Origin of the sequence: Polynucleobacter sp. AP-Sanab-80-C2 (assembly GCF_035012965.1) — a bacterium.
GTDB lineage: Bacteria > Pseudomonadota > Gammaproteobacteria > Burkholderiales > Burkholderiaceae > Polynucleobacter.
The window spans coordinates 261,935-286,542 of record NZ_JAYGQS010000002.1 but is presented as its reverse complement, the minus strand read 5'-3'; the positions used below and the strand labels follow the sequence as shown (position 1 = coordinate 286,542).

General features: G+C 44.8%; 30 protein-coding genes and 1 tRNA gene. 10 read left to right on the top strand and 21 right to left on the bottom strand.

Features of this window, described 5'->3' with window-relative positions:
• Together VC178_RS04670 and VC178_RS04665 are read left to right on the top strand one after the other, a co-directional pair.
• A complete protein-coding gene (locus VC178_RS04670; protein ID WP_323481744.1) occupies positions 1–693 on the top strand; it encodes a MotA/TolQ/ExbB proton channel family protein in 693 nt (230 codons plus the stop codon).
• Between the two features lies 1 nt (position 694).
• Positions 695–1,108, top strand: a complete 414-nt coding sequence (locus VC178_RS04665) for an ExbD/TolR family protein (protein WP_215296868.1) — start codon at positions 695–697, stop codon at positions 1,106–1,108.
• A gap of 14 nt (positions 1,109–1,122) precedes the next feature.
• Here the strand turns inward: VC178_RS04665 and VC178_RS04660 are convergent, their stop codons facing one another.
• Complete coding sequence (locus VC178_RS04660; protein WP_323481743.1) at positions 1,123–1,590, bottom strand: hypothetical protein; 468 nt, start codon at positions 1,588–1,590, stop codon at positions 1,123–1,125.
• Between the two features lie 98 nt (positions 1,591–1,688).
• Positions 1,689–1,777 (bottom strand) — tRNA-Leu (locus tag VC178_RS04655).
• A 135-nt stretch (positions 1,778–1,912) separates the two neighbouring features.
• Here VC178_RS04655 and VC178_RS04650 point away from each other — a divergent pair.
• The 4 genes from VC178_RS04650 (at position 1,913) to purU (ending at position 6,145) form a co-directional block, all read left to right on the top strand.
• Positions 1,913–4,372: a penicillin acylase family protein gene (locus VC178_RS04650; RefSeq protein ID WP_323481742.1), complete on the top strand. Its 2,460-nt coding sequence runs from the start codon at positions 1,913–1,915 to the stop codon at positions 4,370–4,372.
• A gap of 66 nt (positions 4,373–4,438) precedes the next feature.
• On the top strand, positions 4,439–4,846 hold the full coding sequence (locus VC178_RS04645; RefSeq protein ID WP_215320309.1) for a surface-adhesin E family protein: 408 nt from the start codon (positions 4,439–4,441) through the stop codon (positions 4,844–4,846).
• Positions 4,847–4,857: 11 nt separating this feature from the next.
• Entirely contained in the window at positions 4,858–5,220 is a 363-nt protein-coding gene (locus VC178_RS04640) for a hypothetical protein (RefSeq protein WP_215296862.1), read from the top strand.
• 70 nt (positions 5,221–5,290) lie between these two features.
• Positions 5,291–6,145, top strand: coding sequence for a formyltetrahydrofolate deformylase (gene purU, locus VC178_RS04635; protein ID WP_323481741.1), 855 nt, complete (start codon positions 5,291–5,293; stop codon positions 6,143–6,145).
• On the opposite strand, the gene soxA is transcribed toward purU, so the two are convergent.
• From soxA to VC178_RS04580, 11 genes are all read right to left on the bottom strand, one after another.
• Entirely contained in the window at positions 6,146–6,922 is a 777-nt protein-coding gene (soxA, locus tag VC178_RS04630; protein WP_323481740.1) for a sulfur oxidation c-type cytochrome SoxA, read from the bottom strand. It lies immediately after the preceding gene.
• Complete coding sequence (locus tag VC178_RS04625; protein WP_215296856.1) at positions 6,919–7,248, bottom strand: thiosulfate oxidation carrier complex protein SoxZ; 330 nt, start codon at positions 7,246–7,248, stop codon at positions 6,919–6,921. Before VC178_RS04625 ends, soxA begins: the two co-directional genes overlap by 4 nt.
• A 9-nt stretch (positions 7,249–7,257) precedes the next feature.
• Entirely contained in the window at positions 7,258–7,743 is a 486-nt protein-coding gene (locus tag VC178_RS04620) for a SoxY-related AACIE arm protein (protein WP_323481739.1), read from the bottom strand.
• On the bottom strand, positions 7,740–8,159 hold the full coding sequence (soxX, locus tag VC178_RS04615; protein WP_255535805.1) for a sulfur oxidation c-type cytochrome SoxX: 420 nt from the start codon (positions 8,157–8,159) through the stop codon (positions 7,740–7,742). Before soxX ends, VC178_RS04620 begins: the two co-directional genes overlap by 4 nt.
• 48 nt (positions 8,160–8,207) lie before the next feature.
• A complete protein-coding gene (locus tag VC178_RS04610) occupies positions 8,208–10,424 on the bottom strand; it encodes a xanthine dehydrogenase family protein molybdopterin-binding subunit (RefSeq protein ID WP_323481738.1) in 2,217 nt (738 codons plus the stop codon).
• A gap of 9 nt (positions 10,425–10,433) precedes the next feature.
• On the bottom strand, positions 10,434–10,883 hold the full coding sequence (locus tag VC178_RS04605) for a (2Fe-2S)-binding protein (protein WP_215296849.1): 450 nt from the start codon (positions 10,881–10,883) through the stop codon (positions 10,434–10,436).
• Positions 10,884–11,238: 355 nt separating this feature from the next.
• On the bottom strand, positions 11,239–11,553 hold the full coding sequence (locus VC178_RS04600; protein WP_323481737.1) for a HigA family addiction module antitoxin: 315 nt from the start codon (positions 11,551–11,553) through the stop codon (positions 11,239–11,241).
• An 8-nt stretch (positions 11,554–11,561) separates the two neighbouring features.
• Positions 11,562–11,840 carry a type II toxin-antitoxin system RelE/ParE family toxin gene (locus VC178_RS04595; protein WP_215320291.1) on the bottom strand — a complete coding sequence of 93 codons (279 nt, stop codon included), beginning with the start codon at positions 11,838–11,840 and terminating at the stop codon, positions 11,562–11,564.
• Positions 11,841–11,908: 68 nt separating this feature from the next.
• The gene (locus VC178_RS04590; RefSeq protein WP_323481736.1) at positions 11,909–12,886 is read right to left on the bottom strand and encodes a tripartite tricarboxylate transporter substrate binding protein; all 978 of its coding nucleotides are present in this window, start codon (positions 12,884–12,886) and stop codon (positions 11,909–11,911) included.
• Positions 12,887–12,905: 19 nt separating this feature from the next.
• Positions 12,906–13,781, bottom strand: a complete 876-nt coding sequence (locus VC178_RS04585) for an isocitrate lyase/PEP mutase family protein (protein ID WP_215320287.1) — start codon at positions 13,779–13,781, stop codon at positions 12,906–12,908.
• A gap of 42 nt (positions 13,782–13,823) precedes the next feature.
• Complete coding sequence (locus VC178_RS04580) at positions 13,824–15,176, bottom strand: aminotransferase class III-fold pyridoxal phosphate-dependent enzyme (protein WP_215296844.1); 1,353 nt, start codon at positions 15,174–15,176, stop codon at positions 13,824–13,826.
• An 89-nt stretch (positions 15,177–15,265) separates the two neighbouring features.
• On the opposite strand from VC178_RS04580, the gene VC178_RS04575 reads away from it, so the two are divergent.
• The gene (locus tag VC178_RS04575) at positions 15,266–16,246 is read left to right on the top strand and encodes a tripartite tricarboxylate transporter substrate binding protein (protein ID WP_323481735.1); all 981 of its coding nucleotides are present in this window, start codon (positions 15,266–15,268) and stop codon (positions 16,244–16,246) included.
• Positions 16,247–16,270: 24 nt separating this feature from the next.
• Positions 16,271–17,860 (top strand): gamma-glutamyltransferase family protein, encoded by a 1,590-nt coding sequence (locus VC178_RS04570; protein WP_323481734.1) that lies wholly within the window; start codon positions 16,271–16,273, stop codon positions 17,858–17,860.
• Positions 17,861–17,867: 7 nt separating this feature from the next.
• On the opposite strand, the gene VC178_RS04565 is transcribed toward VC178_RS04570, so the two are convergent.
• From VC178_RS04565 to VC178_RS04530, 8 genes are all read right to left on the bottom strand, one after another.
• On the bottom strand, positions 17,868–18,188 hold the full coding sequence (locus tag VC178_RS04565; RefSeq protein ID WP_323481822.1) for a type II toxin-antitoxin system PemK/MazF family toxin: 321 nt from the start codon (positions 18,186–18,188) through the stop codon (positions 17,868–17,870).
• 5 nt (positions 18,189–18,193) lie between these two features.
• Positions 18,194–18,484, bottom strand: coding sequence for an AbrB/MazE/SpoVT family DNA-binding domain-containing protein (locus VC178_RS04560; protein WP_216127360.1), 291 nt, complete (start codon positions 18,482–18,484; stop codon positions 18,194–18,196).
• A 55-nt stretch (positions 18,485–18,539) separates the two neighbouring features.
• Positions 18,540–19,868 (bottom strand): DEAD/DEAH box helicase, encoded by a 1,329-nt coding sequence (locus tag VC178_RS04555; protein WP_323481733.1) that lies wholly within the window; start codon positions 19,866–19,868, stop codon positions 18,540–18,542.
• A gap of 3 nt (positions 19,869–19,871) precedes the next feature.
• Positions 19,872–20,654 (bottom strand): formylglycine-generating enzyme family protein, encoded by a 783-nt coding sequence (locus VC178_RS04550; protein ID WP_323481732.1) that lies wholly within the window; start codon positions 20,652–20,654, stop codon positions 19,872–19,874.
• 117 nt (positions 20,655–20,771) lie between these two features.
• Positions 20,772–20,954, bottom strand: coding sequence for a GGDEF domain-containing protein (locus VC178_RS04545; protein WP_323481731.1), 183 nt, complete (start codon positions 20,952–20,954; stop codon positions 20,772–20,774).
• A 91-nt stretch (positions 20,955–21,045) separates the two neighbouring features.
• Positions 21,046–21,471, bottom strand: coding sequence for a universal stress protein (locus tag VC178_RS04540; RefSeq protein ID WP_323481730.1), 426 nt, complete (start codon positions 21,469–21,471; stop codon positions 21,046–21,048).
• Between the two features lie 51 nt (positions 21,472–21,522).
• Positions 21,523–21,744, bottom strand: coding sequence for a hypothetical protein (locus tag VC178_RS04535; protein WP_323481729.1), 222 nt, complete (start codon positions 21,742–21,744; stop codon positions 21,523–21,525).
• Between the two features lie 13 nt (positions 21,745–21,757).
• On the bottom strand, positions 21,758–22,144 hold the full coding sequence (locus tag VC178_RS04530; RefSeq protein ID WP_215296828.1) for a translational machinery protein: 387 nt from the start codon (positions 22,142–22,144) through the stop codon (positions 21,758–21,760).
• Positions 22,145–22,389: 245 nt separating this feature from the next.
• Here VC178_RS04530 and VC178_RS04525 point away from each other — a divergent pair, with 245 nt between their 5' ends.
• Positions 22,390–23,586: a diguanylate phosphodiesterase gene (locus VC178_RS04525; RefSeq protein WP_323481728.1), complete on the top strand. Its 1,197-nt coding sequence runs from the start codon at positions 22,390–22,392 to the stop codon at positions 23,584–23,586.
• Between the two features lie 41 nt (positions 23,587–23,627).
• The gene (locus VC178_RS04520) at positions 23,628–24,440 is read left to right on the top strand and encodes a Crp/Fnr family transcriptional regulator (protein ID WP_323481727.1); all 813 of its coding nucleotides are present in this window, start codon (positions 23,628–23,630) and stop codon (positions 24,438–24,440) included.
• Positions 24,441–24,608 lie beyond the last annotated feature (168 nt).

Below are 24,608 nucleotides of genomic sequence, written 5' to 3'. Positions count from 1 at the left end.
ATGAATACACCATTTGGAATTGCAAATCTATGGCTTGAGGGCGATGCCATCACTCGCTTTGTGGCGATTGTGTTGCTCACTTGCTCAATCGTGACTTGGGTGATCTTGCTCACCCGCTTTTGGGAACTGCGCAACCTGCGCAAATTGAGACCTGAGCTTGATCAGTTCTGGCATGCAAGCTCCTATGAACAAGGACTGCAATCCTTTAGCAATCCGAGCATGAACCCTTACTATCAGATTGCTAAATCAGCTACTGATGCTTCCATTCACCATCAGAGTCAATCGAGTGATCGCCGTGAGCTTTTGCAAACTTTGAATTATTCAGAGTGGATGGCTAGAAGCATTAAGAATGGCATTGATAATATAGCTGCCAGTCTTCAGAAAGGCCTCACTTTTTTAGGATCAACTGGAGCAGTTGCCCCTTTTATTGGTTTATTCGGTACCGTCTGGGGCATCTATCATGCACTGATCTCCATTAGCAGCTCAGGGAGCGCGCAAATCGATCAAGTAGCAGGACCAATCGGGGAAGCCTTGATCATGACTGCCTTAGGCCTTGCAGTAGCTATCCCTGCGGTACTTGGATTTAACGCGATTAATCGCGCTAATAAATTACTGGTTGCAGAGCTCAATCACTTTGGCAATGACTTGCTTGCCTATTTTGTGACTGGTGCACGTGTGAAGTCTGGAGAATAAGATGTCTTTCCATATGTCAGACGATCAGAACGAAGACGCCATCATGGCGGAAATCAACATGACGCCGATGGTAGACGTTATGTTGGTGTTACTGATTATTTTTATCATCACCCTGCCCGTGATTCAGCAAGCAGTCAAAGTTGAACTACCCAAAGCCAATAGTGTTCGTAATGAAATCAAACCCGAGTCTGTTCAGCTCAGCATTGATGCCAAGGGTCAAATCTTCTGGAATAGCACACCGATTGATTTAAAGACATTTGATGGCTATGCTGAGAAGGCAGCACAGAAAAATCCCCAACCAGAGATTAATTTGCGGGCTGATAAATCCGTGAAATATGAATATGTTGCTCAAGTCCTGGCGGCTTCGCGTCGCGCTGGCCTGACTAAGCTAGGATTTGTGACTGAGCCTGATTAAACTTTATTGCGATTCTATTTTGACTTATAGGGCATCTTAGAGGGCAAGCATGTTTCTTCGGTAATGTAAGTGCCATCGCCCATCGTCTCACCCAAGATCCCACCCTGAATTTTCTCCACCTTCTTTAACTTGCCAGTGACTGGGTCAAGCGTCATGTGTGTAGAGACCGTTCCAGCAGAGTAAGCTACGCCCATCAGATTTTCTGGCTCAAAATTGGCTTCGATCAATATAAAAATATTGGGGCGAGCTAGAGTCACACTCTTTACCACTTGCTTGCCATACGCGTCCGACTGATCTAGGTCACGATCATCTAGAAATACTCTTGCTTTTTGAGCTCCGGATGCAAGAGTGATCTTCATCTCATACTCTTCTGTATATCCTTTTTCTGAACGTTTGCAATGAAATTCCAGAACATCAACACCCCATGCAGTAAGAGATGAAAAAGTCAGGCAAAAGCACAGTAGGAGTTTGAGTAAATTCATGTTGATACTGTCTATGAGTACAAAGCTAACAGCTTGATCAAATTTAGGCGTGCGAAGCAAAATAGTGATTGCCCTTTGAAATAAGAACTGAAGACGATTGGTGCCCGAGGCCGGAATCGAACCGGCACGACTTTTTTGAGTCGGCAGATTTTAAATCTGCTGTGTCTACCGATTTCACCACTCGGGCTCGCACTAGCAGTCACTGCCGCGCTATATAAATCAAGACAAACGAAATTTTAGCATGTACACCCTAAATGCCCTTGGGAAGCCCATATCGCTGAAGACTAAGGGCAGCCCACCCCAAAAATACTAAAATATCCAAATGAAGCCCATTGGTAATTCAACCGGACCACGTCGATTCTTACGCCCTATTCTGTGGACGCTTGCAACCGTCCTACTGATCGTTTTAGCCATCACGCTCAGTTACCTTTATCTCGCACAATCGAATCCATCGGGTAAACGTGTCATTAAGAGTCTTGGGGATGGCGTGGTGATCACTTTTGATGAGGCGGATATTCCTCATATCAAAGCCAATAGTCAATCCGATGCGCTATTTGCTCTAGGATATTTACATGCTACCGAGCGGTCGTGGCAAATGGAAATGAATCGTCGCATCGCCAGTGGTCGCCTCTCTGAAATCTTAGGTAGCGAAACTGTCAGCATTGATCGATTCATTCGCACACTTGGAGTCAAGCACGCTGCTGAACAGCAATTCGATAAATACCCAGTGACCGCAAAGCGCTTACTGCAAGCCTATGCTGATGGTGTCAATGCTGGCAATACACAACTTGGCTGGGTACTCCCAGTGGAGTACTACTTAACTGGTTCCAAGCCAGGTCACTGGTCTCCGACCGATAGTGTCGCCTGGATGCTGATGATGGCCTACGATCTTGGAGGCAACTGGCATAAAGAATTACAAAGGCTCGAGCTATCTCAATTTTTGACGACTAAACAGATTTGGGAGGTCATGCCACCATTTGAAGTTGGTGAGCCTGTGACCAATATGGATTTTGCCAAGATCTATCAGGACCTCAAGGTCTTTAACCCCAAGGCTGGACCCATCAACAGTAGATCTAAAAATCTTCCAGCAACAGAGTTAAGTCATGTTGACCTAATGGGAGGGAAAGATGGTGTTGGCTCAAACAACTGGGCTCTTAGCGGCAAACTCACTGCCAGTGGCAAACCATTATTAGCAAATGACCCCCATTTAGGCTTATCAGCACCTGCCATTTGGTACTTTGCCCATCTAGACGCCCCCGGCTTAAATGTCCTGGGCGCAACCCTGCCTGGAATTCCGGCGGTAGTTTTAGGGAGGACCGATAAATTTGCTTGGAGTTTTACAAACACTAATCCCGACGTACAAGATTTGTATATTGAGCAGATCGATGAAAAAAATCCTGGCATGTATCGCGGACCTGATGGCTTGCTACCATTTAAAGTTCGTCAAGAGATTATTGATATCAAAGGTGCGCCACCCCTCCATTTCATTGTGAAAGAGACACGTCATGGTCCAGTGATTTCTGATTCATATGCACGGGCTAAACGCGCCATTGATACCAGTCGCTATGCCCTGGCATTACGTTGGACTGCTCTCGACATTGAAAATCAATCGGTCGCTGGTTTATTGGAAATAAATCGCGCTAAAGATATAGATGCTTTTAAGCAAGCACTACGTAAAAATTATGCGCCCATGCAAAACGTAGTGATGGCGGATAGCGATGGCAATATTGCCTACCAAGCGGCTGGCATTGCTCCAAAGCGCCTATTACATCAAGGTCTATATGGCGTTGCTCCAGCCCCGGGATGGGAAAAACAGTATGACTGGAATGGCTACGTACCTTTTGAACAATTACCCGCCAGCAATAATCCAGAACAAGGTTGGATAGCGACAGCCAATCAACGGATCATTGCCACCAATGATCCAAACCCCTTAACAGCTGACTGGGATTTATCAGCACGTTATGACCGCATCGTAGATTTAATTAAAGCTCGCAATTCGCATGATGCTGATTACATGAAAACAATGCAGGCGGATACTGTTTCTTTGGGTGCCACACCACTCTTAGAGCTATTTAAATCTAGCGCGCCAACTCATCCATTGGCAGCACAAGCATTGGAGATCTCAAAAGACTTTAATGGTGACATGCAAATAGATAGTGCTGCCGCACTCATATTCAATGCCTGGGCTGATCAATTAACACGCAATCTCTTTTCTCGATTGAGCTATTTATTCTCTGAAAATTATGGTGAGCGCAATTATCGAGGCGCCTTAATTGCCCAAGTTCAGAACCCCAATAGCCCATGGTGTGACAATGCAAAAACGGATGCGATCGAAACCTGCCTTGAGTCTTCTAATGATGCCTTTAACAAAGCACTTGACTATATCAGCAATCAATATGGCAATGATCCTAAAAAATGGTCATGGGGCAAAGCGCATATTGCTATCTCAGAGCATCGCCCCTTGAGCAAAATTCCCGTTCTTGGTAAGTTATTTAATATAGAAACGCCATTTCCAGGGGACAGTAATTCAATTAACGTCGGCAGGTTAGAATTATTACGCTCAAACAATCCCTATCAAACCTTGCAAGCCCCAAGCCTACGAGCCATTTACGACTTTTCTGATCTTGAAAAATCGCTATTTATCTATCAGGCAGGCCAATCTGGATGGGTCCAGAGCAAGCTGTATCGCAATATGAACCCGCTGTGGGCTAAGAATGAATACCTCCCTTTGCAAATGAAACCTGAAACCAGTAAACGCACACTAGAGCTCAACAATAAATGATTGCATAAGTCATGAGGCGTATAAAATATTCCAAAGCACCTGAAAGCTCTTTTTGAAAGACATCCAATGAAAAAAATTCTGCTTGCTAGCATCACCGCTTCAACCCTCCTATGTGCTCATAGCAATGCCAATGCTGCATGGAAAGAATTGGGTGCAAATGAATTAATGGTGGTGTATGTAGATCTGGAAACTGTTCAGACTCAGGGTGAAAAAACACAAATCCTGTCGATGTTAGATTTCAAAAAGCCTGGCGTTAATCCAAACAATAAGCAACCCGTCAGTTCCATCATTGGTCTGAATGAATATGACTGTCCTACGGTGAGTTATCGCCCAATCGCTTTTAAAGAATTTTCTGGTAGCAAAGGGACGGGTAAAGTGGTGTCCGATAACAATACGCCCGATAGCAAGTTTGAGGCCGTATTAAGTGAAACTTGGACGGCAGGCGTATTTAATTCTGTGTGCAAGGCAAAGTAACTCCCTCTTGAATGTCATCACAGCCCTGGATTTGGATTTGTTTATCTCTTAACCTTGCTTTACTGCAAGGATGTGCGGCTCCCTTAGCTGCTCTCGGTAGCACCGGAACTGCCGCAGCTAGTTCAGCAGGTGGTGCAGTAACAAGTGCTGCAGTAGCAAACCCAGTAACGGCAACCAGTATTGCCTCTACCGCCACTACCGGTAAATCCCCTTTAGAACATGCTGCCTCTGCAGCCACTAAAAAAGAATGTAACTTTATGAATATAGTAGGACCTAAGCCCATCTGTGAAGAGGTAGTTCTGCCCAAGATTATTGATAACAGTAGTCCGCTACTAGGTCCCCAAGAAAAGATTAAAGAGACTGCCAAACAGTAATCGCATTATCTAAATACCGGCCATCACAGACTAAAATGGTGGATTACCAGCAATATGAATGATTTAAGTAATGACTATAGAAAACTATTACCTCACCCTTACTTGCCCTAATAAACCTGGCATCGTAGCTGCAGTTTCAACTTATATCTTTCAGGCAGGCGGCGATATTGAGGAAGCCCAGCAATTTGACGATAAGGCTTCCAAACGATTTTTTATGCGCGTGAGCTTTAGCTGCCCGACTGATGGCAATACCTTGTGCTCTGGTTTTGTGGAGATTGCAAAACGTTTTGAGCTCACCTGGAATCTGCGTGCGGTGAAAGACTTGAAGCGGGTATTGATCATGGCTTCTAAATTGGATCACTGCCTAGTTGATCTGCTGTATCGCTGGCGGATTGGTGAATTACCAATGAGCATCTGCGGCATTGTCTCTAATCATCCTCAAGAGGTTTATGCCAGAATTGATTTTGCAGACATTCCTTTTTATCACTTGCCAGTAACGCCAGAAACTAAGCCAGCGCAAGAAGCCAAGCTTTTAGAAATCATGGCTGACTCTAAAGTAGATATGGTCATTTTGGCGCGCTACATGCAAATCTTATCAGATGACTTGTCTACCAAATTATCAGGACGTTGCATTAACGTACACCACTCTTTCCTGCCTAGCTTTAAGGGAGCTAAGCCCTATCATCAAGCCCATGCCCGCGGTATTAAGTTAATTGGGGCGACCTCGCATTTTGTTACGAGCGATTTAGATGAGGGTCCAATTATTGAACAAGACGTGACTCGCGTTACTCATGGCGATACGCCAGATGATTTAGTACGCAAAGGACGTGATTTAGAGCGCACAGTTCTCTCACGCGCTCTGCGCTATTACTTGCACGATCGGGTTTTAATTAACGGCACTACTTCTGTCGTTTTCTCTGACTAATTAAGGTCTGACCCCTGGGGACTCCATAGGGAGCCCGCGCGCGCGCCACATCAGGAATAATTCGAGTTGAGCCATTTCTGGCGAGCCATATTCGTATTGCTGCGCCCTGACACCGCTCATGCAGTTTCGTAAGCGACGCTGAAGTGAACCCAAGGTTTGCCACTCTAGGCGATAGATGGGATAAGCGTTCGGATGACCTTGGGGAATGAAACTACCACCTAATTTCAAGCCAGCTCTCTCTTCATGACATTGGGCGCAGGACAAATTTAACTGACCCATTCTCTCGTAAAAAGATTGGCGCCCTTTTTGCATGGCTGCTTTATTTTCAGGTGTTTCTCTAACAGTAATCGGCATTCCTTTGGATTGATTTGCAATCACGGCTGTTAGCGATAGAAGCTCCTTACTGTCATAGGGAAGTACTGGAGCACCCTGCGCACCAACTCTACATTGATTGATTTGACCCTCGAGCGTCTGCAACCGTCCTTTGATCATTTTCGGGAATGCTGTTGCAACGCCACGCATTGACTTCTGAACATTCCCATGACAACTAGCACAAGATTTGTTGTTTTGAGCAGAAGGTTTATTCCAAAGAGCTTCGCCATCACCCACCCAAAACATCGCTGGGTTTAGACTGGGATCATCCTGCATAGCCTTATTTTCAGCAGACATGAGCTCATAGCTTGACTGTAGTTTTTGCTTTCCAGCATCCGTTGCTGCAAAAACAATCGGTGCACTAAAGATTAAACAGCCAGTGAATAGAAGCTGCCACTGCTTCATGTAACAGTGAGATTCGCTTGATTTACCGCCTCATATCCATCATCACCAGTCCACTTAAATTCTAGAGTACCTGTTTCCGTAGCAAGCGTAGTGAAAATAATTAATGGGTTAGCGCCGATGCCAGAATAAAAATCTGCTTTGAAGACTTCGACATTGTTATAGGTGCAAGTAAAGACACGAATAATGTCACGTGGAATTAACTTACCACCCTCTGTATAACGAAAGCCTGATTCCATGTCGTGCTGGGCAATCGCCCGGATCTCAATGATTGAGCCTTTCTTAGCGCTCGATGGCATAGAGATGGATGTACGGGAAGTTTTACTCATAATCTTTCCTCACACCATTTCAGTACATGCGGAGAGAGTAACTAAAGTCTCAGCTTGCCCTTGATAAAAACTTCCATTACTCATCTGCGCAATCGCTCTGACAATTTGACTATCTGCTAGACGCACACGAGTCGTAATATTGGCAGAACCTGAACGGGGTGTTAAGTAGACAGTGAAGATATTAGGCAATGGATTACCTTCAGCGATGACATGAATTGCCTTTACGTAATCATTAGGCGTCATGGGGCTCTCAACACTCACCTTGAGTACCACCAAATTACCGTTCTCAACGAGCGGGGGAATAACCAAATTCACTTTTCCATTGATTACTGGCTTGCCACCCGTAATCTCTGTAATCGCCTTCGTTGCATCTTCAGGTTTAGCAAATACAGTGAAGGGACTAAACCAAGCACCGAGAGTTAAAAAAGTAAACTTTTGAAGTTTCTTAAGCCAAGCACGCCGACTCTTTTGAACGATGAAATCTTTACGCATCATTGGACCGTGGTATTTAAGGTCAGTAAAAAGGCCACAACATCCTCAATCTCTTGTCCATTGAGGATAGTCTGACCTGCAAATTTCGGAGCTACTCGATTTAAATGATCGGTACGGTAATACGCTGGCATGATGGTCTTGGAATTAAAGTAACTTGCATCCACAATTCTGGCTCTCAGTTGAGGTGCTGTATATCGAGCAACGCTGCTACCGAGTTCAGGGGCTAAATTACCCTGAAAGCGCTCCTCTGGAAACGGCCCACTATGACATAAGAGGCACAAACCCGATTGACGACTCGCCACAATAGCGCGTCCCCGCATCGAATCCCCTGGTGTTGAAGTGAGTGGCTCAGCAATGACGCCATTCACAATTGTTTGCGCTACTACCCAATGGGAATTGAGGGCGACTAGCAACAGCATTGCTAGTGCGCACCTCTTTCTCATAAACGTCGAGTCACTAAACTCAAATTAGACCAACTTAATACCGCTGTTTTTCAATGGCACAGTGCGCAAACGTTTGCCGGTAGCGCGGTAGAACGCATTGAGTACTGCTGGTGCTGCAACGGCAATCGTAGGCTCGCCCACTCCACCCCAGTCCTTACCACCACCTTGAATAACAATGGTTTCAACAGGGGGCATTTGCGCAAGGCGGATAGAACCAAAGGTATCAAAGTTCTTCTGCACTACTGCACCTTTTTCAATCGTGATCTCTTCTTCGAACAAGGCAGAAAGGCCATATACAAATGAACCAGAAACCTGACGACTTACCTGAGCAGGATTGACAATATAGCCTGGATCAGTAGCAGCAACAATGCGATGAATCTTTACCTCGTTACCATTTTTTACAGAGAGTTCGCACGCAGCAGCAACATAACTACCGAAGGAGCGCATCTGCGCAACCCCACGATATACACCTGGTGCAGCAGGTTTAGTCCAGCCAATGCCATCTGCAACCGCATTCAGTACAGCCACCGCGCGCGGGAACTCTTTCATATGCTTACGACGGAACTCTACAGCATCCATGCCAGTAGCTTCAGCTAACTCATCCATAAATGTTTCAATAAAGACAGCATTTTGGTTAACGTTCACACCACGCCAAAATCCTGGAGGCACATGCGTATTCCGCATAGCGTGATCAATATTGAGATTAGGGAAGCTATACGTAATGCCATGCTCACCAGTAGGCTCAACACCTTGGAATGCCAAAGGATCTTTACCTTTATTTGCAGCCACCACCGCAGGACGTACTGCAGCCAAAATCGACTGACCAGATAAACGCATATTCAAGCCGGTGACATTTTTCTTGTCATCAATGGCTGCGGACATCTTGCACATCATCACAGGATGGTAACGACCTTGCGTCATATCCTCGTCGCGAGTCCAGATCAACTTAATAGGTGTGCCAGGCATTTGCTTGGCAATATTGACGGCCTGAGTGGTGTAATCCTGGAATGCACCGCGACGACCAAAGCCACCACCTAAGTTCACCTTGTACACATTGCATTTCTCACTAGGTAAACCAGAGGCTGCAATAACTGCTGCTAATGATGCCTCACCGTCTTGAGTGGGTACCCATGCTTCGCAAGAGTCTGCAGTCCACTTAGCAGTAGCCGTTTGTGGCTCTAGAGTGGCATGATTCAAGAACGGATAGAAATAAGTGGCTTCGATTTTTTTAGATGCACTAGAAAAAGCTGTGCTGACATCACCATTACTATTGTGAACAAAGGCGTCATCCGCATTCAGACCGTCTTCAAGCATCTTCTTAATAGAGGCACTTGAAACATTGCCATTGGCGCCGTTATCCCAAACGATATTGACTTGATCTAATGCAGTCTTAGCCTGCCAGAAAGTTTCTGCTACAACCGCAACAGCAGAGTCACCAACCTGAACCACTTTTTTAACACCCTTCATACTCTGTGCTTTAGCGGCGTCGTAGCTTTTGACCTTACCACCAAACACAGGTGATTCTTTAATGTTGGCAACCAACATGCCAGGCATCTTCAAGTCGATGGCATAGACCTGACGGCCAGTCACCTTATCAGCTGTTCCATCAATACGATTAACTGATTTGCCAATGAGCTTCCACTCTTTAGGATCTTTCAATGGAACTTCAGTAGGTACAGGTAATTGCGATGCCGCAACAGAAACTTTACCGAAAGTGGTCTTACGGCCAGAAGGAGTATGCGTAATCACGCTATTGGCTGCTACGCACTCTGTTACTGGCACATTCCACTGATTGGCCGCCGCCTGAATCAGCATCATGCGTGCCGCTGCACCACCTTTACGAACGTACTGTTCGGAGGTGCGAATACCGCGGCTACCACCGGTGGAGTAACTACCCCATACTTTGTTTCGTTTTAGATTCTCAGCTGGAGATGGGTAGTCATATGACACTTTTTTCCAATCGCACTCGAGTTCTTCAGCGACCATTTGTGCCAAACCAGTAATCGTGCCCTGACCCATTTCTGAGCGAACAATACGGACGATCACATCATCGTTCGGCTTCACCACAACCCAAACACCAATCTCAGGGTTGGCCAGCGGTGCCATAGCGGTAGTACCTGTTCCTACAGCAGCATTAGCCGAAGACATCAATGTCAGATCAAAACCAATTGCAAGACCTGTTGCAATTGCACTGGAGCCAACCACAAAGTGGCGGCGGGAGGTATTAATAGTAGTAGTCATGATGCCTCCTTAAGCCTTGCTAGCAGCATGAATCGCTGCACGCACTTGTTGGAATGTGCCACAACGGCAGATATTGGTAATCGACTCATCGATTTGCGCATCCGTTGGCTTGGGGTTGTTACGTAACAAAGCAGTAGTTGCCATGACCATGCCGGACTGGCAGTAGCCACACTGTGGCACTTGGTTATCAACCCATGCTTTTTGTACTTTTGAAAGCTGACCACTCTTTTCTAGGCTCTCAATGGTCTCAATTTTTTTGCCAAAGGCTGCAGAAACAGGGAGTGAGCAACTACGTAAAGCTTGACCTTCAAATAGGACAGTACAAGCGCCGCAAACACCGATACCGCATCCATACTTAGTGCCAGTGAGTCCAACTTGCTCACGGATGACCCACAGCAATGGGGTATCTGGATCTACATCTACTTTGTACTTCTTACCATTGACATTTAACTCAGCCATGAGCGGTCTCCTATTAGTGTTAGATCGCAGGAAATTTTCTTCTCAGAATAAGTCCTCTGTTTTTTTATACCCTACTTATGTTGTGCTTATATTAAACAAGAATCGATATATTGCGATGCAACATAAAATCAAGGCTGAAGATGATTTAAGGCCTTGTCCAGATCAACCTATTTCAAGACCTTGTTTATTTTGGATGTATTAGGGATGAAAGCTTAGTGGGAAGAGGTTTTGACATCGGGATCGGCATCTCACGTGCATTTAGCATTCAGCACCTATGAAACCTGACAATGGGAATGAACGGTGTCATTAGCGCTGTTGCAATCCCGATGGTTTATCGCTTATTTAATCAGTGAGTCTAATTAACAAGTAGTAAAGGAATTCGGGCATGTTTTACTTTGGGCTTGATAGTCTTTCTTGCTCTCCATAAGTCATAAGCAGTTTGTTGAGCTAACCAAACGGTGGCGCTACCGCCATTCTCAACACCTAACCAAGCCTCAATGCGCAAAGCCATCTCTGGGGATATTGCGGCTCTACCATTCAATACACGTGATAAGGCAGGACGAGTCACCCCTAACTGCTCAGCTGCAGCTGTAACAGTCAACTCAAGAGCAGGCAAGACATCATCTCGTAATGTGAGCCCTGGATGAGGTGGGTTGTGCATTTTTCTCATTTTTATCATCAATGGTAATCCTGATAATTCACCAGTATTGCATCTTCTCCTTCAAATCTAAATGTGATTCGCCAATTCCCACTAACAACAATTGAGTAATGGCCCACAGACTTTCCCTGAAGAGAATGAAGGCGCCAGCCAGGTAAATTCATATCCTCCCAGGTTCTTGACTCATTCAATCTTGCAAGCTGTCTAGCTAAACGTGACGCATGCGAACTTTGGATGCCAGCCCTACTGCCCGTTTCAAAAAATAGCTGCAACCCTTTGTGACGGAACGATTTGATCATACCATATTGTATAGCATAACGTTACACTATTAAATAGCAATATATGCACACAAAACAACAATGGTTAATTATTCAGACTTGATTTGAGCGGCTTTCACAATTGGTGCAAAGCGAATTAAATCACCCTTAATTTGCTCACCAAATTTCTCGGGAGTACCAGGAGATGGAAAGATGCCCATCGATAGAAGCTTGGCTTTACCTTCTGGTGAATTCAATACCTCATTTAATGCTTGGTTCAATTTGGCAATGATTGGTTTAGGCGTTTTTGCTGGAGCCAGTAAACCCACCCAATCATCAATCACAAAGTCTTTCACGCCACTCTCGATAAAAGTAGGCACGTCGGGCATGCTGGGACTTCTCTTTGCGCTAGAGACTGCAATCGCTTTAATACGCCCTGTCGCAACATATTGATTTGCTCCTGCAACTGCTGTGTAGACCAAAGGAATATTGCCACCCAATAAATCTAATAAAGCTTGACCTCCCCCTTTGTAAGGGACATGAACTAAATTGGCGCCAGTCTTTTGCTTAAATAGCTCGCCAGCAATATGGGGTGTACCACCTGATCCTGAGGTCCCATAGGAAAGGCCGTTGGGATCCTTTTTAGAGATGGCAATGACATCGGCCAAAGTTTTACCTTGGAAATCATTGTTAGCGACCACGATCAAAATAGCATCACCAATTTTTCCAATTGGCGCAAAGTCTTTGACGCTATCAAAAGGGACCTTATCAAAGAGCGAGGGATTAATCGACAACGTACCGGCATATCCCAACAACAAGGTGTAACCATCAGGCTCGGCGGATGCAACCATTTGTGAGCCGATATTTCCAGAGGCGCCTGGCTTGTTATCCGCAATCACTTGCTGGCCTAGCTTTAATGAAAGTTGCTCAGCAATAAAACGGCCCGAGGTATCGGTGACACCGCCCGGAGTAAAGGGAATGATTAAGCGTATCGGGCGATTGGGGTAATTCAATTGAGCAAAGCTAGCAGTCGAAACAAGTACTGTAAGTAAAAAAATAGCTGATGATAGGTAACGATGCAATTTCATGCTGACCCTTTATTGAGTTTTACTTCGTTTCTACAAAACGTTTTTCGAATTCCCAAACGTCCTCAAAGCCCATTAACTTTGATAAATCTCCAAAGTCATATAAATCTACTGGATTATTGATAGATGATCCTGAGTCTTTAAAGTGCTCATAAACCTGGGTCATTGCTTGCACAGAAGCGAGCAAAGCAGTGACTGGAAAGATAGCAATCTTGTAGCCTAATTGCTCTAATTCCGCTTTAGACAAGACGGGTGTTCTACCCTTTTCCACCATATTCGCAATCAAAGGATGGTTAGGGAAAGTTTTCCCTATCTGTTGCATTTCTTCTTGGGTCTCAGGAGACTCAATAAATAAGATATCAGCACCAGCACGTGCATAAGCCTCGCCACGTCTTAGCGCCTCATCCAATCCGAGGGTAGTTCTTGCGTCTGTCCTGGCAATAATTTTGAAATGAGGGTCAGTGCGCGTTGCGACTGCAACCTCGATCTTCTTTACCATGTCCTCTAACGGAATGACTCGACGACCAGGCGTATGTCCACATTTCTTAGGGAACTCTTGATCTTCAAGTTGAATAGCAACTGCGCCAGCAGCTTCATATCCATGAATGGTGTGACGCACATTAAGTAATCCACCGTAACCAGTATCGCCATCCGCGATTAAGGGAGTCTTTGCCATACCAGCCATTGCAGTGACTCGACCAACCATCTCGGTGTAGGTTGCCAAGCCAGCATCTGGCAAACCCAATAATGAGGCAACGGTGCCATAACCTGTCATGTAGAGAGCATCAAAGTTCATACGATCAGCAAGCCTCAATGAAACCATCTCATAAACTCCAGGTGCAACAATTAAGCCTGGTTTGCTTAATCGCTCATTAAATAAAGCTCTTTGCGTAGTCATGTATCTCCCGATTTCTATATTGGTCTCATTGCCAATTGATTGTTAAGCATTGATCTTCATGGCAGCATCAACTGCATCACCCAATACACTACACAAGAACTCCACTTCTTTAGGCTCTGATATGAATGGGGGGCCTACTGCAATAACGTCTCCTGCAACGCGCACTAAGGCGCCTCTTTCGATACAGGCTTCCAGGACTTTAAGAGCGCGCAGTCCAGGCTTACCTGGGATGGGGTCTAGCTCTACTGCACCAGATAAACCAAAGTTACGAATATCGAGCAACCCTGTTTTGCCTTTCATGGCATGTAGGCCATTTTCTAAAATGGGTTCCAATGCTTTTGCGCGATTGACTAAATCATCTGATTCAAAAATATCCAGCACTGCGTGACCAGCAGCCGTTGGAATGGGGTGCCCTGAATAGGTATAGCCATGAAAAAATTCAATCGCTTGATCTTGTCCACCAGCGGCAATAATGCTGTCATAGATATCACCGCGGACGATCACACCACCCAATGGAATCACACCATTCGTAATGGCTTTGGCAAAGGTAATCATGTCAGGGACTACGCCAAATCGATCAGCGCCAAAATTCGCACCTAGACGGCCAAAGCCAGTAATGACCTCATCAAAGATCAACAAGATGCCATGCTTAGTACAGATCTCACGGATTTTTTGTAAGTAGCCTTCTGGCGGAACGATCACACCAGTAGATCCTTGCACCGGCTCAAGAATGACGGCAGCAATCGTATTGGCATCCTGCAAAGCTACGATCTTTTCTAATTCATCTGCGAGGTGCGCGCCCCAAGTGGGCTGACCTTTTGAAAAAGCCATTTGTGAGAGATTGAGGGTGTGTGGCAAATGATCGACACCGGGCATCATCATGCTCGCAAACATTTTGCGATTCGATACCATCCCACCAACAGAGATGCCACCGATACCAACACCGTGATAGGCACGATCACGACCGATCATCCGAATGCGTGAGGCATTTCCCATCACCCGGTGATAGCCGATCGCAATTTTGAGTGCAGTATCTACTGCCTCAGAACCGGAGTTCGTAAAAAAGACTTTATCTAAGCCGGCTGGTGCCATTTTGGCAATGCGAGTGGCCAGACTGAATGTAGCCTCACTTGCCATCTGAAAAGCTGGGCAATAGTCCATGGTTTCATATTGTTTGGAGATCGCTGCACCAATACGTGGATCAGCATGCCCCAAGGGGGAGCACCACAACCCAGAAAGGCCATCAAACAGCTTCCGCCCATGGTCGTCATAGTAGTAAGCTCCCTTGGCAGACTGCATGATCTTGGGATGCTGATGAAAATAGCGATTTGGTGTAAACGGCAGCCAGTAAGCTGACATATCTACACCATTTACAGTTTGATTTGCTGCTGTCATGAGCGTCTCTTAGAGTCTGGTTGAAACATTATTTGAATATCCCATACTATATTACCCATTAACACCATAGACTCCTTGCGGACCATGAAATGACTATCTTTAAATCCCTTCTGTTGATCAGTTGTACCCTGCTTGGCTTTCTCAGCTCTGCTTTCGCGGCTCCAGAGACCGATTGGCCTAAAAAACCGATCGTCGCTATTCTCGCTTTTCCAGCTGGCGGCTCTACAGATATCTTTGCACGCAGCGTAACCGCCCCTTTAGCTGAAGCGCTTGGCCAATCTATCGTAGTAGAAAACAAACCTGGTGCTGGCGGCATGATTGGCTTACAAGCCGCCTCTAAAGCAGTGCCAGATGGCTACACGATTCACATTAGCGCTCTCACCAACCAATCGATTTCTTCGGCGCTATTTAAAAACCCGCCTGCTGATTTACAAAAGGATTTTGTACCAGTAGCTTTGATTGGAACGGTGCCTCACTTAATCGTCATCAACCCAACTGTTCCTGCAAAAAATCTGCCTGAGTTAATTGCCTACATTAAATCCAAGAAGGGTGACTTCAATTACGCCTCGCAAGGTAATGGCAGCCTCTCGCATTTAGAGTCCACTTTGTTTATGCAACGCATTGGTGCTACGGGTACCCATATTCCATATAAAGGCAGCAGCTTTGCTCTGCCCGACTTGATTGCTGGTAACACACTCATGATGTTTGACAGTGTCACGGCTTCTTTGCCCCATATTCAGAGTGGCAAACTGCGCCCCATTGCCATTGCTGCTGCAGAGCGCTCACCATTGATGCCCAATGTCCCAACACTAGGGCAAGACGGTATGAAGCAATTTGACGTGGAAAATTTCTATGCTGTTTATGTGCCGAAAGGAACGTCCCCAGCCATTGTTGCTAAGTTAGAAAGAGAGATTCGCAAGATTCTGACTAACCCTGACTTTAAGGCGCGTATGGCGGCACAAGGTATTCATCCAGAGTTTGCTAACTCAGAAAAACTCGCTGAAATTACCGCCAACGAAGCGAATAAGTGGGGGAAAGTAGTAAAGTCAGCCAATATCAAAGTTGATTGACCTTTTATTCTGACTACTAAATCCATGCTTATTTCTCCTCCTTTTGGTGGCGGCCGCGCCCCTGTTCTCGCCAGAAATACTGTTGCAAGCTCTCAGCCCTTAGCCACTCAAGCAGGTATTGAGGCGCTACAAAATGGCGGCAACGCCGTTGATGCCGCTCTAGCAACTGCTATTACGCTGACCGTTGTTGAGCCTACTATGAACGGTCTTGGTGGTGACAGCTTCGCAATTTTGTGGGATGGCACAAAAATTCACGGCCTCAATGCTTCAGGTCGTGCTCCTGCAGCATGGACTCCAGAATATTTTGCAGGTAAGACTGCGATGGATCTCATTGGCTGGAATACGGTCACAGTGCCAGGCATGGTCGCTGGCTGGATTGAACTCTCTAGAAAATTTGGCAAGCTCCCCTTTGCACAATTATTTAAGCGCGCCATAAATTACGCAGAAAACGGTTTTCCGGTTTCTCCAGTAATTGCGCGTCAATGGCGCGAAGCCATTCCGATTCTGAAAAATCAACCGGGATTTAGTGAATCATTTTTAATCAATGGCAAAGCACCTGCAGCAGGACAAATTTGGAAATACCCCGCTCAAGCAAAAACCTTAAAAGACATTGCCGCAACCGAAGGTGAATCTTTTTATAAGGGCCCTCTCGCCCAAAGCATGGTCGACTTTGCTAAGGCAACCGGCGGATGCTTTTCCATGCAAGACTTTGCTGATAACCGACCAGAATGGGTTGAGCCCCTCACCTTTGATTATGGTGACTACACGCTCTTAGAAATTCCACCAAATGGTTCTGGCATTGCCGCACAAATGGCTTTAGGAATTTTGCAAGCTGCCAATGTCAAGCAATATCCCGCCAATTCAGCACAGCGCATTCATCTACAGATTGAAGCTATGCGCCTGGCATTTGCCGATGCTTATGCCTATGTATCAGATGCACGCTCAATGGAGGTGCCGGTATCTAGCCTATTAGATAGAGATTACCTCGCAAGCCGTGCCGCCATGATTGATCACACTAAAGCTGGTAGTTATGGTGCTGGTGACCCGCACTGTGGAGGTACAGTCTATCTTTGCGCTGCTGATGAATCGGGCATGATGATTTCTTATATTCAGTCGAACTTTAAAGGCTTTGGTTCTGGTGTTGTTGCTCCTGGTGGTATTGCCTTTCATAATCGCGGTATGAGCTTTAGCTTGGTTGCTGGTCACCCCAATCAAGTGGCACCTGGTAAGCGCCCTTTCCATACGATCTTGCCTGCATTCCTCACCAAGGCTGGTAAACCTAGCATGGCATTTGGGGTGATGGGTGGCAATATGCAACCACAAGGTCATATTCAATTTGTCATGCGCTTTGTCGATGAATACCTCAATCCCCAAGCTTGTTCTGATGCTCCACGATGGCGTATAGATGACTTAGGAAAACTCACTGTTGAAGCATCCATGCCTCAAAGCATAGTAGATGGACTAATCGCAATGGGTCATGAAGTTGCTATACAGCCCGCTAATAGCTTGGACTTTGGCAGCGCTCAAGCAATTGCGAAGTTAAGCGAAGAGATTGACTCTGCCTATATCGCTGGTAGTGACCACCGCCGAGATGGATTAGCAGCTGGTTTTTAAGTTCTCACTAAATCGCAAAAGCCTCTTGCAGTACGCCAAGACTAGCTGTTAAGGTTTTAGGGTTAGCCTTCCCCACCTTTTTGACTAAGCGTGCTTTATCAACAGCTCTAATTTGATCCAAAAGAATAAGACCCTTCTTGCCATCATGCGTAATAGGCACTCGAAATCCTGCCGCCCTGCCCTTGCTTGTTATGGGAGCAATAATGACTGTTCGCAAATGGTCATTTAACTCTTGGGGTGACACCACGATACATGGGCGTGTTTTTTTAATTTCACTCCCAATTGTTGGGTCTAAATTGATAAGCCAAATTTCTCCACGAGAAACAATGCTTCTTACCAAACCCAATCTCCATCTTCATCATTAGAAAAATCTCCAAGCACTAATTTATCCTCGCCAGATTTTGCAAGACTTTGCGCATCCTGAGACCAATTTTCTCTCACGGTATTTTTTGGCTTGCTTAGAATGATTTTTTCTCCATCGACCGACATCTCAACGAGCTCCTGTATTCCAGATTGCTCAAGAATAATCTTTGGAATGACCACACCTTTAGAGTTGCCAATAGCCCTAATAGCCACCTGTAGTGGTACTCTGGTTGCAACATTAGATTTATAGCTTTTATTCATAGTAATAACAATGTTATTACATAAACCGAAAGAGGTCAAATAAGAGCGAATACCCCTATTTAGAGGGTAAGCAGTTCATATAAAACCGTTTGATCTCTTGATCACAGCTGACGTCTCTGGGCTCAATCGGTCTTTGCAGAGAAATCCCTTCAATCGTTTTACAGCGACTGAGTGCTACGTAGACCTGCCCTGATGCAAAGGCGCCAGAAGATAAGTCCACCTTCACCTTATCAAGCGTCTTACCCTGGCTTTTATGAATAGTGACTGCCCAAGCGAGCATTAAGGGAATCTGTACATAGGTACCAATAATGCTGGGAGAGATCTTGCCAGACATCATGTCATGATCGTAGCGATATGATTCCCATTGATGAACAGTAACTTCAACCGTATTGGAATATGGTCCGTTTTTAACCATCACCTTGACTTTATCGGCAAGCAATTCTCTAACAACCCCAATCGTGCCATTCACCCAACGCTTCGGAAAACCTGGGTCAGTTGCAGTGAACATCACCTTAGCGCCTACCTTTAGCGCTAGGTTATTTGCTGAAGGTAAGTTACGCTCATCAACATTAAACTTGCCGGTCGTTTTACCGGCATACACCTTAATATCTGAATCAATGGCACGCAATCCTGCTCCATTGATTTGATCTGCTCTTGCATTGGTGGTGGTCAGTGTGATCGTTTCTTCATCTACTGCTTGATTTGCTCGATAACACTGAGCATTGAGCGTATCGATAGCTTCATCGACATCTTGATTAATGCGGATGCGATTCAAAAGACTGGCAAAGTGCTCATCTTTTTGACGAAAGATCTTCGACAATTCCACCATGGTGACTTCTTTGCGATGCAGAGCCATTGCGCAAAAGAAATAAGGCCCCTCGTAGCCACGATCAGCCAGGACTTGCATATCACCGCTCGATACGACTGGCGGCAATTGAAATAAGTCCCCGACAAACATCACCTGAATACCCCCAAAAGGTTTGCCTTTTTGTGGACCGTTCTCACGTAAGAACAAGTCCATCGCATCGACCACATCGGCGCGTACCATTGAAATCTCATCAATAATGAGTAAGCGGATATCTTTATAAAGACGCTTATCACGCAATGGCTTGATATCTTCTTCTGGAAAAATTAAACGGGGTGGTAAACGAAAGAAGGAATGAATCGTCACTCCTTTTACCTGGAGTGCTGCAACGCCTGTTGGCGCCACCACGACAACGTTGCCAGAAATCGTTTCTCGGAGGTAACCAATCAGAGTTGTCTTACCAGTGCCGGCTTTACCGCTGACAAAGATATAAGGATCATGACGCTCAATGGCCTCTATTACCGCCTCGTAATCGGGGGTAACTTCAATTTCGGATGAATCTACTACAGGACTAGTCATCCCCTATTGTTTCACGGCATCGGCTACACACCGAAATCCGATATACACCACGGCAATATCACCTGATTTAGATTCGATATCAGACTCTTGCTGTCTTTCTGGGCCATACCACCATGAAGCACCGCGGGTGATGTATCCACCGTTACGCTCAGTAGCAGTCCACTCCCAAACGTTACCGCCCATGTCATACATACCATTGACACCAGGGTTAGTCGTTTTAGTGGTGACATGCCCTGTACCGCGATTCAGAGCCCCAGCAGGAGCTAAACCCTTATAGTCACCACAGCCGCTTAGGCAATGAGAAACTGCTGGTGTACTGCCACCTGGAAATGGGTAACGCTGTCCTTTGGTATATCCAGCAGGCGGATTCGCTCTTTGCTCTAGGAATGCCGCTGAAATCCACTCAGCCTCTGTTGGCAAACGTTTGCCGTAGTAACGACAAATTGACTCTGCTTCTTTTTGATTGAGATGCACTGCAGGCTCAAAATCTCCTGCAGGAACACCATAAGGTGTCTTCCAAGTCCACCCTAGCTTTTGCACAAAGCCACCTTCATAAGTAAGACCCCCACCATTCTTCTCGGCAGCACTCACAAACCCATTAGCAGCAAAGCCTTTGACATCAGCGATATTCATCTCGGTTTGATCCCAAATGAGATTGCCAATTTGCACAGTAGGAATAGAGGATGCAGGAGTACTTTGACCACTAGAGGGACGCAGCATGAAATACAGAGCAATGATTGTGAGCAATAGTCCAAAAAGGATTTGGTAAATATCAAACTTTTTCATATAGGAATGTGAGCTAGGGCAAAGAAACTATTCTAATGAAAGAATCTCGTTAGCACATCAAGTGATCATCAAAGAAAATAGCTTGTGCACCGGTATTCCAACGCATTAGCTCAATGTTTAGCAATAAAAATAAGAGCGATTTTTACCCAATTCTTTAGCCTTATACATCGCCTCATCTGCATGGGCAATTAATTCATAGGCAGAGCTGACATTATCTACCAGATAAATAGCGACCCCAATGCTCGCCGAAACCTTTGCGAAATAACCATTTAAGTTGTAGGAAGTAGTTAAGCCTTCCAAAACGCACTAGTTAGGGTAATTTAATGAAGGTTAATACCGATGAAGACCCATTACACGCTCAATGACAACACCAGTATTTTTTAGCGCGCATTTATTTGACCAGTAGCACTGCTTGCTTGGCTAAAACAGAGACTCTTTGAGAAACAGAACCAAGGACGATATCACTAACGCTGGAACGGCCTTTGGCGCCCATAATAATCATGTCAGACTTTTCAGCTTTGGCGATGTTACAAATCATCGTGGGAACATGCCCTAATTCGATGATGCCGCTATGCTTAACTTGAGATTTATCTAGAATTTTAAGTGCAGACTTCAATTCCTTTTGACTCATCTCAATTAAATAATCTTTCACCACTTGACTGCCGACATAGCGCTTCACCATACCTAGCGGATCATCGTCATGCACATTAATCAAGGTAATAGAGGATTTAGAGCGTAGATCTTTAACTAAATTGACTGCAAACTTCACAGCCCTTAAAGAATTCGATGAACCATCCACAGCTACAAGTATTTTCATAATATTTTCCTAGTCTATTGTTTACTTACTAATCATGGAGATCAAGAGTCATTAAGCTTCAATCACAACCAACTCACCTTGCTCAATCTTCTTTTCCATCTTGCGCAAGGAAAGATAGGCACGCTGCTCTTCGCCAATCTTGATCTCTAGCTCTCCAGAATCGTCTATGGATGCAGGGTACTCTCCAGCAAATAGCACCATGAAGCCAAGGTCTTGACCATCTGCTCCATGTTTGCGGGATAAGGTCCCTTGAGTAATGCGCAGTTTCATCATGTCATCCCAGCTATTATGTATAGCCTTTGAGTTGCTCAAAGCGCTGAAAGCATTCCTTAGCATAGGCTAATACCTGGCCATCGGTTGGATGATCAACCGTTTTAACGCCAATGATTTTTTTAGCTATCGCAGCATGATGTTCAGTAGCATATTTTTGTAGCTCGCCCTTCGCAAACCCAGGCCCCACAAGCAAGATTTCACTAACATCAGCGACTTGAGCAAGGATTTCGTCGAAAAAATGACGATCCTCGGGCGCATTACCGCTGCCTATAACATTGGCTTTATGGTGTAAGTGCGCTTGCTTGGCATTACTACGAATGATCTGATTGTGCTCTGGATCATAAAATAAGACATGGGCTTCATGATGATCAACCCAGATGACTGCATGGTTTGTATGCATAACTTCACTCCAAAATAAATAGCAATGCTCTGATATACAGTGATTCATGATGGGTTGATACAACCCTCCTTCATCACACCAGTGCAGTCTATTGGTAATTACTGAACCTTTTTTGATTTAAATCAAAAACGGGTCTATTTCTCGTTAGAAAATGCATCCTTAGACAGTGAGCATTAACGAGCATTAAACAGTATTAACGCCAGCATTTACCAATCAACGACTAAATTCAAAAGATCAGGAAAAACATGCTAGCTAGCTTGATATACCGCAGCCAAATTATCGAGAATGTAGATAAAGAGATGATTATGGAAGTGGTTAAAAATGCTAATCATCGCAATAAAAAGCGGGAGATTTCAGGTCTGCTTTTTTTTGATGCGCCTTTTTTCTTTCAGGTGCTTGAAGGCCCTCAAGAATCCATCAAAGCCTTGTACAGGAAAATCTTGCAAGACCCAAGACACAGCAATGTGGTGTTACTTGTAGATGAAACGATTAAAGCACGTCAATATCCGAACCTGGGAATGCATTTCCTGGATATTGAGAAGATAAAAAGTATCGATTTGTCGTTAGCAGAATATCGCGAGAAAAATCATTTGAATCCAGCAAATAATAATTTTGATTCTAAAATTGAGAAATTTATTTGCCAGTTCATAGAGTACAAATACAAAAGCAATCTGCGTCATGCAATCGCTAACGGATTGAAGCAATTTTCTTATCCCGTTATACAAGAACATTCAAACTGTACAGCAGAGCCTCCAAATGGATATGTATTTGCCTTCCAGTCAGTGATCGACTGCCGTCAACGAAAAACAGTATTCGTAGAAGCACTTGCTAGAGGGCCTGATGGTCAGGGCGCTAAAGAGTATCTCTCTAGCATGAGTCAGGCTGAATTCGCACACTATGACATGCACTCAACCGAAGATGCCATCAGTCTTGCCGCGCAGCTTGGCATTGAGAAACTCTCAGTGAACTTTAGCCCAAATACCATCTTTCAATCGATTGATACCGTAGATAAGCTAGGAGCAATGCTTGAGCGGTATGGGTTTAATCCTAATCAATTGGTAGTTGAGATTACAGAGTCAGACTTCATTGGAAATCATCATCTAGCACCAAATATCATTGCAAAATTAAGGGCCAGTGGTGTTGAATTAGCGGTAGATGATTTTGGCGCCGGTTATGCGGGTCTCTCACTTTTAGCTCAATTTCAACCAGACATACTAAAAATCGATAGTGGTCTGATCGGATCAATCTCATCAAGCGGTCCTAAGCAGTCTATTGTCAGAGCCATACATGACTGCGCTGATAGTTTAGCGATTTCGGTAGTAGCTGAAGGCGTTGAACATGAAAAAGACTTTCAATATTTGACCAGCATCGGTATTTCGCAGTTCCAGGGCCATTTATTTCATACCCCAAAACTAAATTCCTATACAGCACACCAGTGGTAAAAATAATTAAAGATTATTTAATTTAAAAACTATAATGAACTATGAACTCTGCACTCAATGGTCTCTCTAAAGTCTCCCAACACCCAAAGGCGGTGTGCGTGAACTGCAGCACTCGAAGCCAGTGTCTGAATGGCAAATTGACTACAGAGGAAGTCAATAGTCTGCCAGCAAATTTTATCATCCGTTCAACCTTACTGGAGGGGCAATTTCTCTATCGCAAAGGAGAATCCCTCACTCATGTTTATAACTTGAGATTTGGATCGTTAAAGAGCGAAATGATTATGTCCAATGGCATGAGACAAGTCACCCATTTTTCATTACCTGGTGAGCTTCTTGGACTAGATGGGATTGCCAATGGTAAGCATCAAGTAGATACAGTGAGCATTAGTAATAGTGAAGTGTGTTCAATAACGTATACCAACTTGAAAAAATTGACTAGCGAATTTCCAGCGCTGATGAATAATCTCGAGAATTCTTTAAGCGCCCTACTCAATACCACTAATGTCCATATTTTTGATCTAGTGAATCTGAATGCCACAGAAAAGTTGGCTGATTTCTTAATTGAATATGCCAACCGAATTAGCACCGTTGGCTTTGATCGCGATAATTTCACCTTACCAATGAATCGGGTTGATTTAGCAAGTTACCTGGGTGTCAAAATTGAAACTCTGAGTCGCTCTATTACCCAATTAGAAAAAGTGGGCGCCATCAAATCCACTAATCGTCATATTGAATTCGTCTCCAGAAAGCCGATATTTGAGTTTTTAGATTCTGCCTTCCTAAGAGAAAAGCATAATTCTAAAAAGGGGGCAGCACCTACCTATCCTGAGGGCTTTGAAAAAAGAAAAGTATAATCTTTTTGTCCGCAACACAAAGCCTAGCTTCAGAAATTTCAAGTGCTATCTAATCTTTTTTGATCTATATCAAACTGATTTCAATATTTATAAGTGAGCATGTAAATTCAATAAACCCAGTGATATAAATAAAACTTACGCAACATGATCAATCACTGTCAGGTAAAA

Coding starts and splice junctions, on each gene's coding strand:
- VC178_RS04670 (WP_323481744.1), top strand. CDS start 1: ATGAATACACCATTTGGAATTGCAAATCTATGGCTTGAGGGCGATGCC.
- VC178_RS04665 (WP_215296868.1), top strand. CDS start 695: ATGTCTTTCCATATGTCAGACGATCAGAACGAAGACGCCATCATGGCG.
- VC178_RS04660 (WP_323481743.1), bottom strand. CDS start 1,590: ATGAATTTACTCAAACTCCTACTGTGCTTTTGCCTGACTTTTTCATCT.
- VC178_RS04650 (WP_323481742.1), top strand. CDS start 1,913: ATGAAGCCCATTGGTAATTCAACCGGACCACGTCGATTCTTACGCCCT.
- VC178_RS04645 (WP_215320309.1), top strand. CDS start 4,439: ATGAAAAAAATTCTGCTTGCTAGCATCACCGCTTCAACCCTCCTATGT.
- VC178_RS04640 (WP_215296862.1), top strand. CDS start 4,858: ATGTCATCACAGCCCTGGATTTGGATTTGTTTATCTCTTAACCTTGCT.
- purU (WP_323481741.1), top strand. CDS start 5,291: ATGACTATAGAAAACTATTACCTCACCCTTACTTGCCCTAATAAACCT.
- soxA (WP_323481740.1), bottom strand. CDS start 6,922: ATGAAGCAGTGGCAGCTTCTATTCACTGGCTGTTTAATCTTTAGTGCA.
- VC178_RS04625 (WP_215296856.1), bottom strand. CDS start 7,248: ATGAGTAAAACTTCCCGTACATCCATCTCTATGCCATCGAGCGCTAAG.
- VC178_RS04620 (WP_323481739.1), bottom strand. CDS start 7,743: ATGATGCGTAAAGATTTCATCGTTCAAAAGAGTCGGCGTGCTTGGCTT.
- soxX (WP_255535805.1), bottom strand. CDS start 8,159: ATGCTGTTGCTAGTCGCCCTCAATTCCCATTGGGTAGTAGCGCAAACA.
- VC178_RS04610 (WP_323481738.1), bottom strand. CDS start 10,424: ATGACTACTACTATTAATACCTCCCGCCGCCACTTTGTGGTTGGCTCC.
- VC178_RS04605 (WP_215296849.1), bottom strand. CDS start 10,883: ATGGCTGAGTTAAATGTCAATGGTAAGAAGTACAAAGTAGATGTAGAT.
- VC178_RS04600 (WP_323481737.1), bottom strand. CDS start 11,553: ATGAGAAAAATGCACAACCCACCTCATCCAGGGCTCACATTACGAGAT.
- VC178_RS04595 (WP_215320291.1), bottom strand. CDS start 11,840: ATGATCAAATCGTTCCGTCACAAAGGGTTGCAGCTATTTTTTGAAACG.
- VC178_RS04590 (WP_323481736.1), bottom strand. CDS start 12,886: ATGAAATTGCATCGTTACCTATCATCAGCTATTTTTTTACTTACAGTA.
- VC178_RS04585 (WP_215320287.1), bottom strand. CDS start 13,781: ATGACTACGCAAAGAGCTTTATTTAATGAGCGATTAAGCAAACCAGGC.
- VC178_RS04580 (WP_215296844.1), bottom strand. CDS start 15,176: ATGACAGCAGCAAATCAAACTGTAAATGGTGTAGATATGTCAGCTTAC.
- VC178_RS04575 (WP_323481735.1), top strand. CDS start 15,266: ATGACTATCTTTAAATCCCTTCTGTTGATCAGTTGTACCCTGCTTGGC.
- VC178_RS04570 (WP_323481734.1), top strand. CDS start 16,271: ATGCTTATTTCTCCTCCTTTTGGTGGCGGCCGCGCCCCTGTTCTCGCC.
- VC178_RS04560 (WP_216127360.1), bottom strand. CDS start 18,484: ATGAATAAAAGCTATAAATCTAATGTTGCAACCAGAGTACCACTACAG.
- VC178_RS04555 (WP_323481733.1), bottom strand. CDS start 19,868: ATGACTAGTCCTGTAGTAGATTCATCCGAAATTGAAGTTACCCCCGAT.
- VC178_RS04550 (WP_323481732.1), bottom strand. CDS start 20,654: ATGAAAAAGTTTGATATTTACCAAATCCTTTTTGGACTATTGCTCACA.
- VC178_RS04540 (WP_323481730.1), bottom strand. CDS start 21,471: ATGAAAATACTTGTAGCTGTGGATGGTTCATCGAATTCTTTAAGGGCT.
- VC178_RS04535 (WP_323481729.1), bottom strand. CDS start 21,744: ATGATGAAACTGCGCATTACTCAAGGGACCTTATCCCGCAAACATGGA.
- VC178_RS04530 (WP_215296828.1), bottom strand. CDS start 22,144: ATGCATACAAACCATGCAGTCATCTGGGTTGATCATCATGAAGCCCAT.
- VC178_RS04525 (WP_323481728.1), top strand. CDS start 22,390: ATGCTAGCTAGCTTGATATACCGCAGCCAAATTATCGAGAATGTAGAT.
- VC178_RS04520 (WP_323481727.1), top strand. CDS start 23,628: ATGAACTCTGCACTCAATGGTCTCTCTAAAGTCTCCCAACACCCAAAG.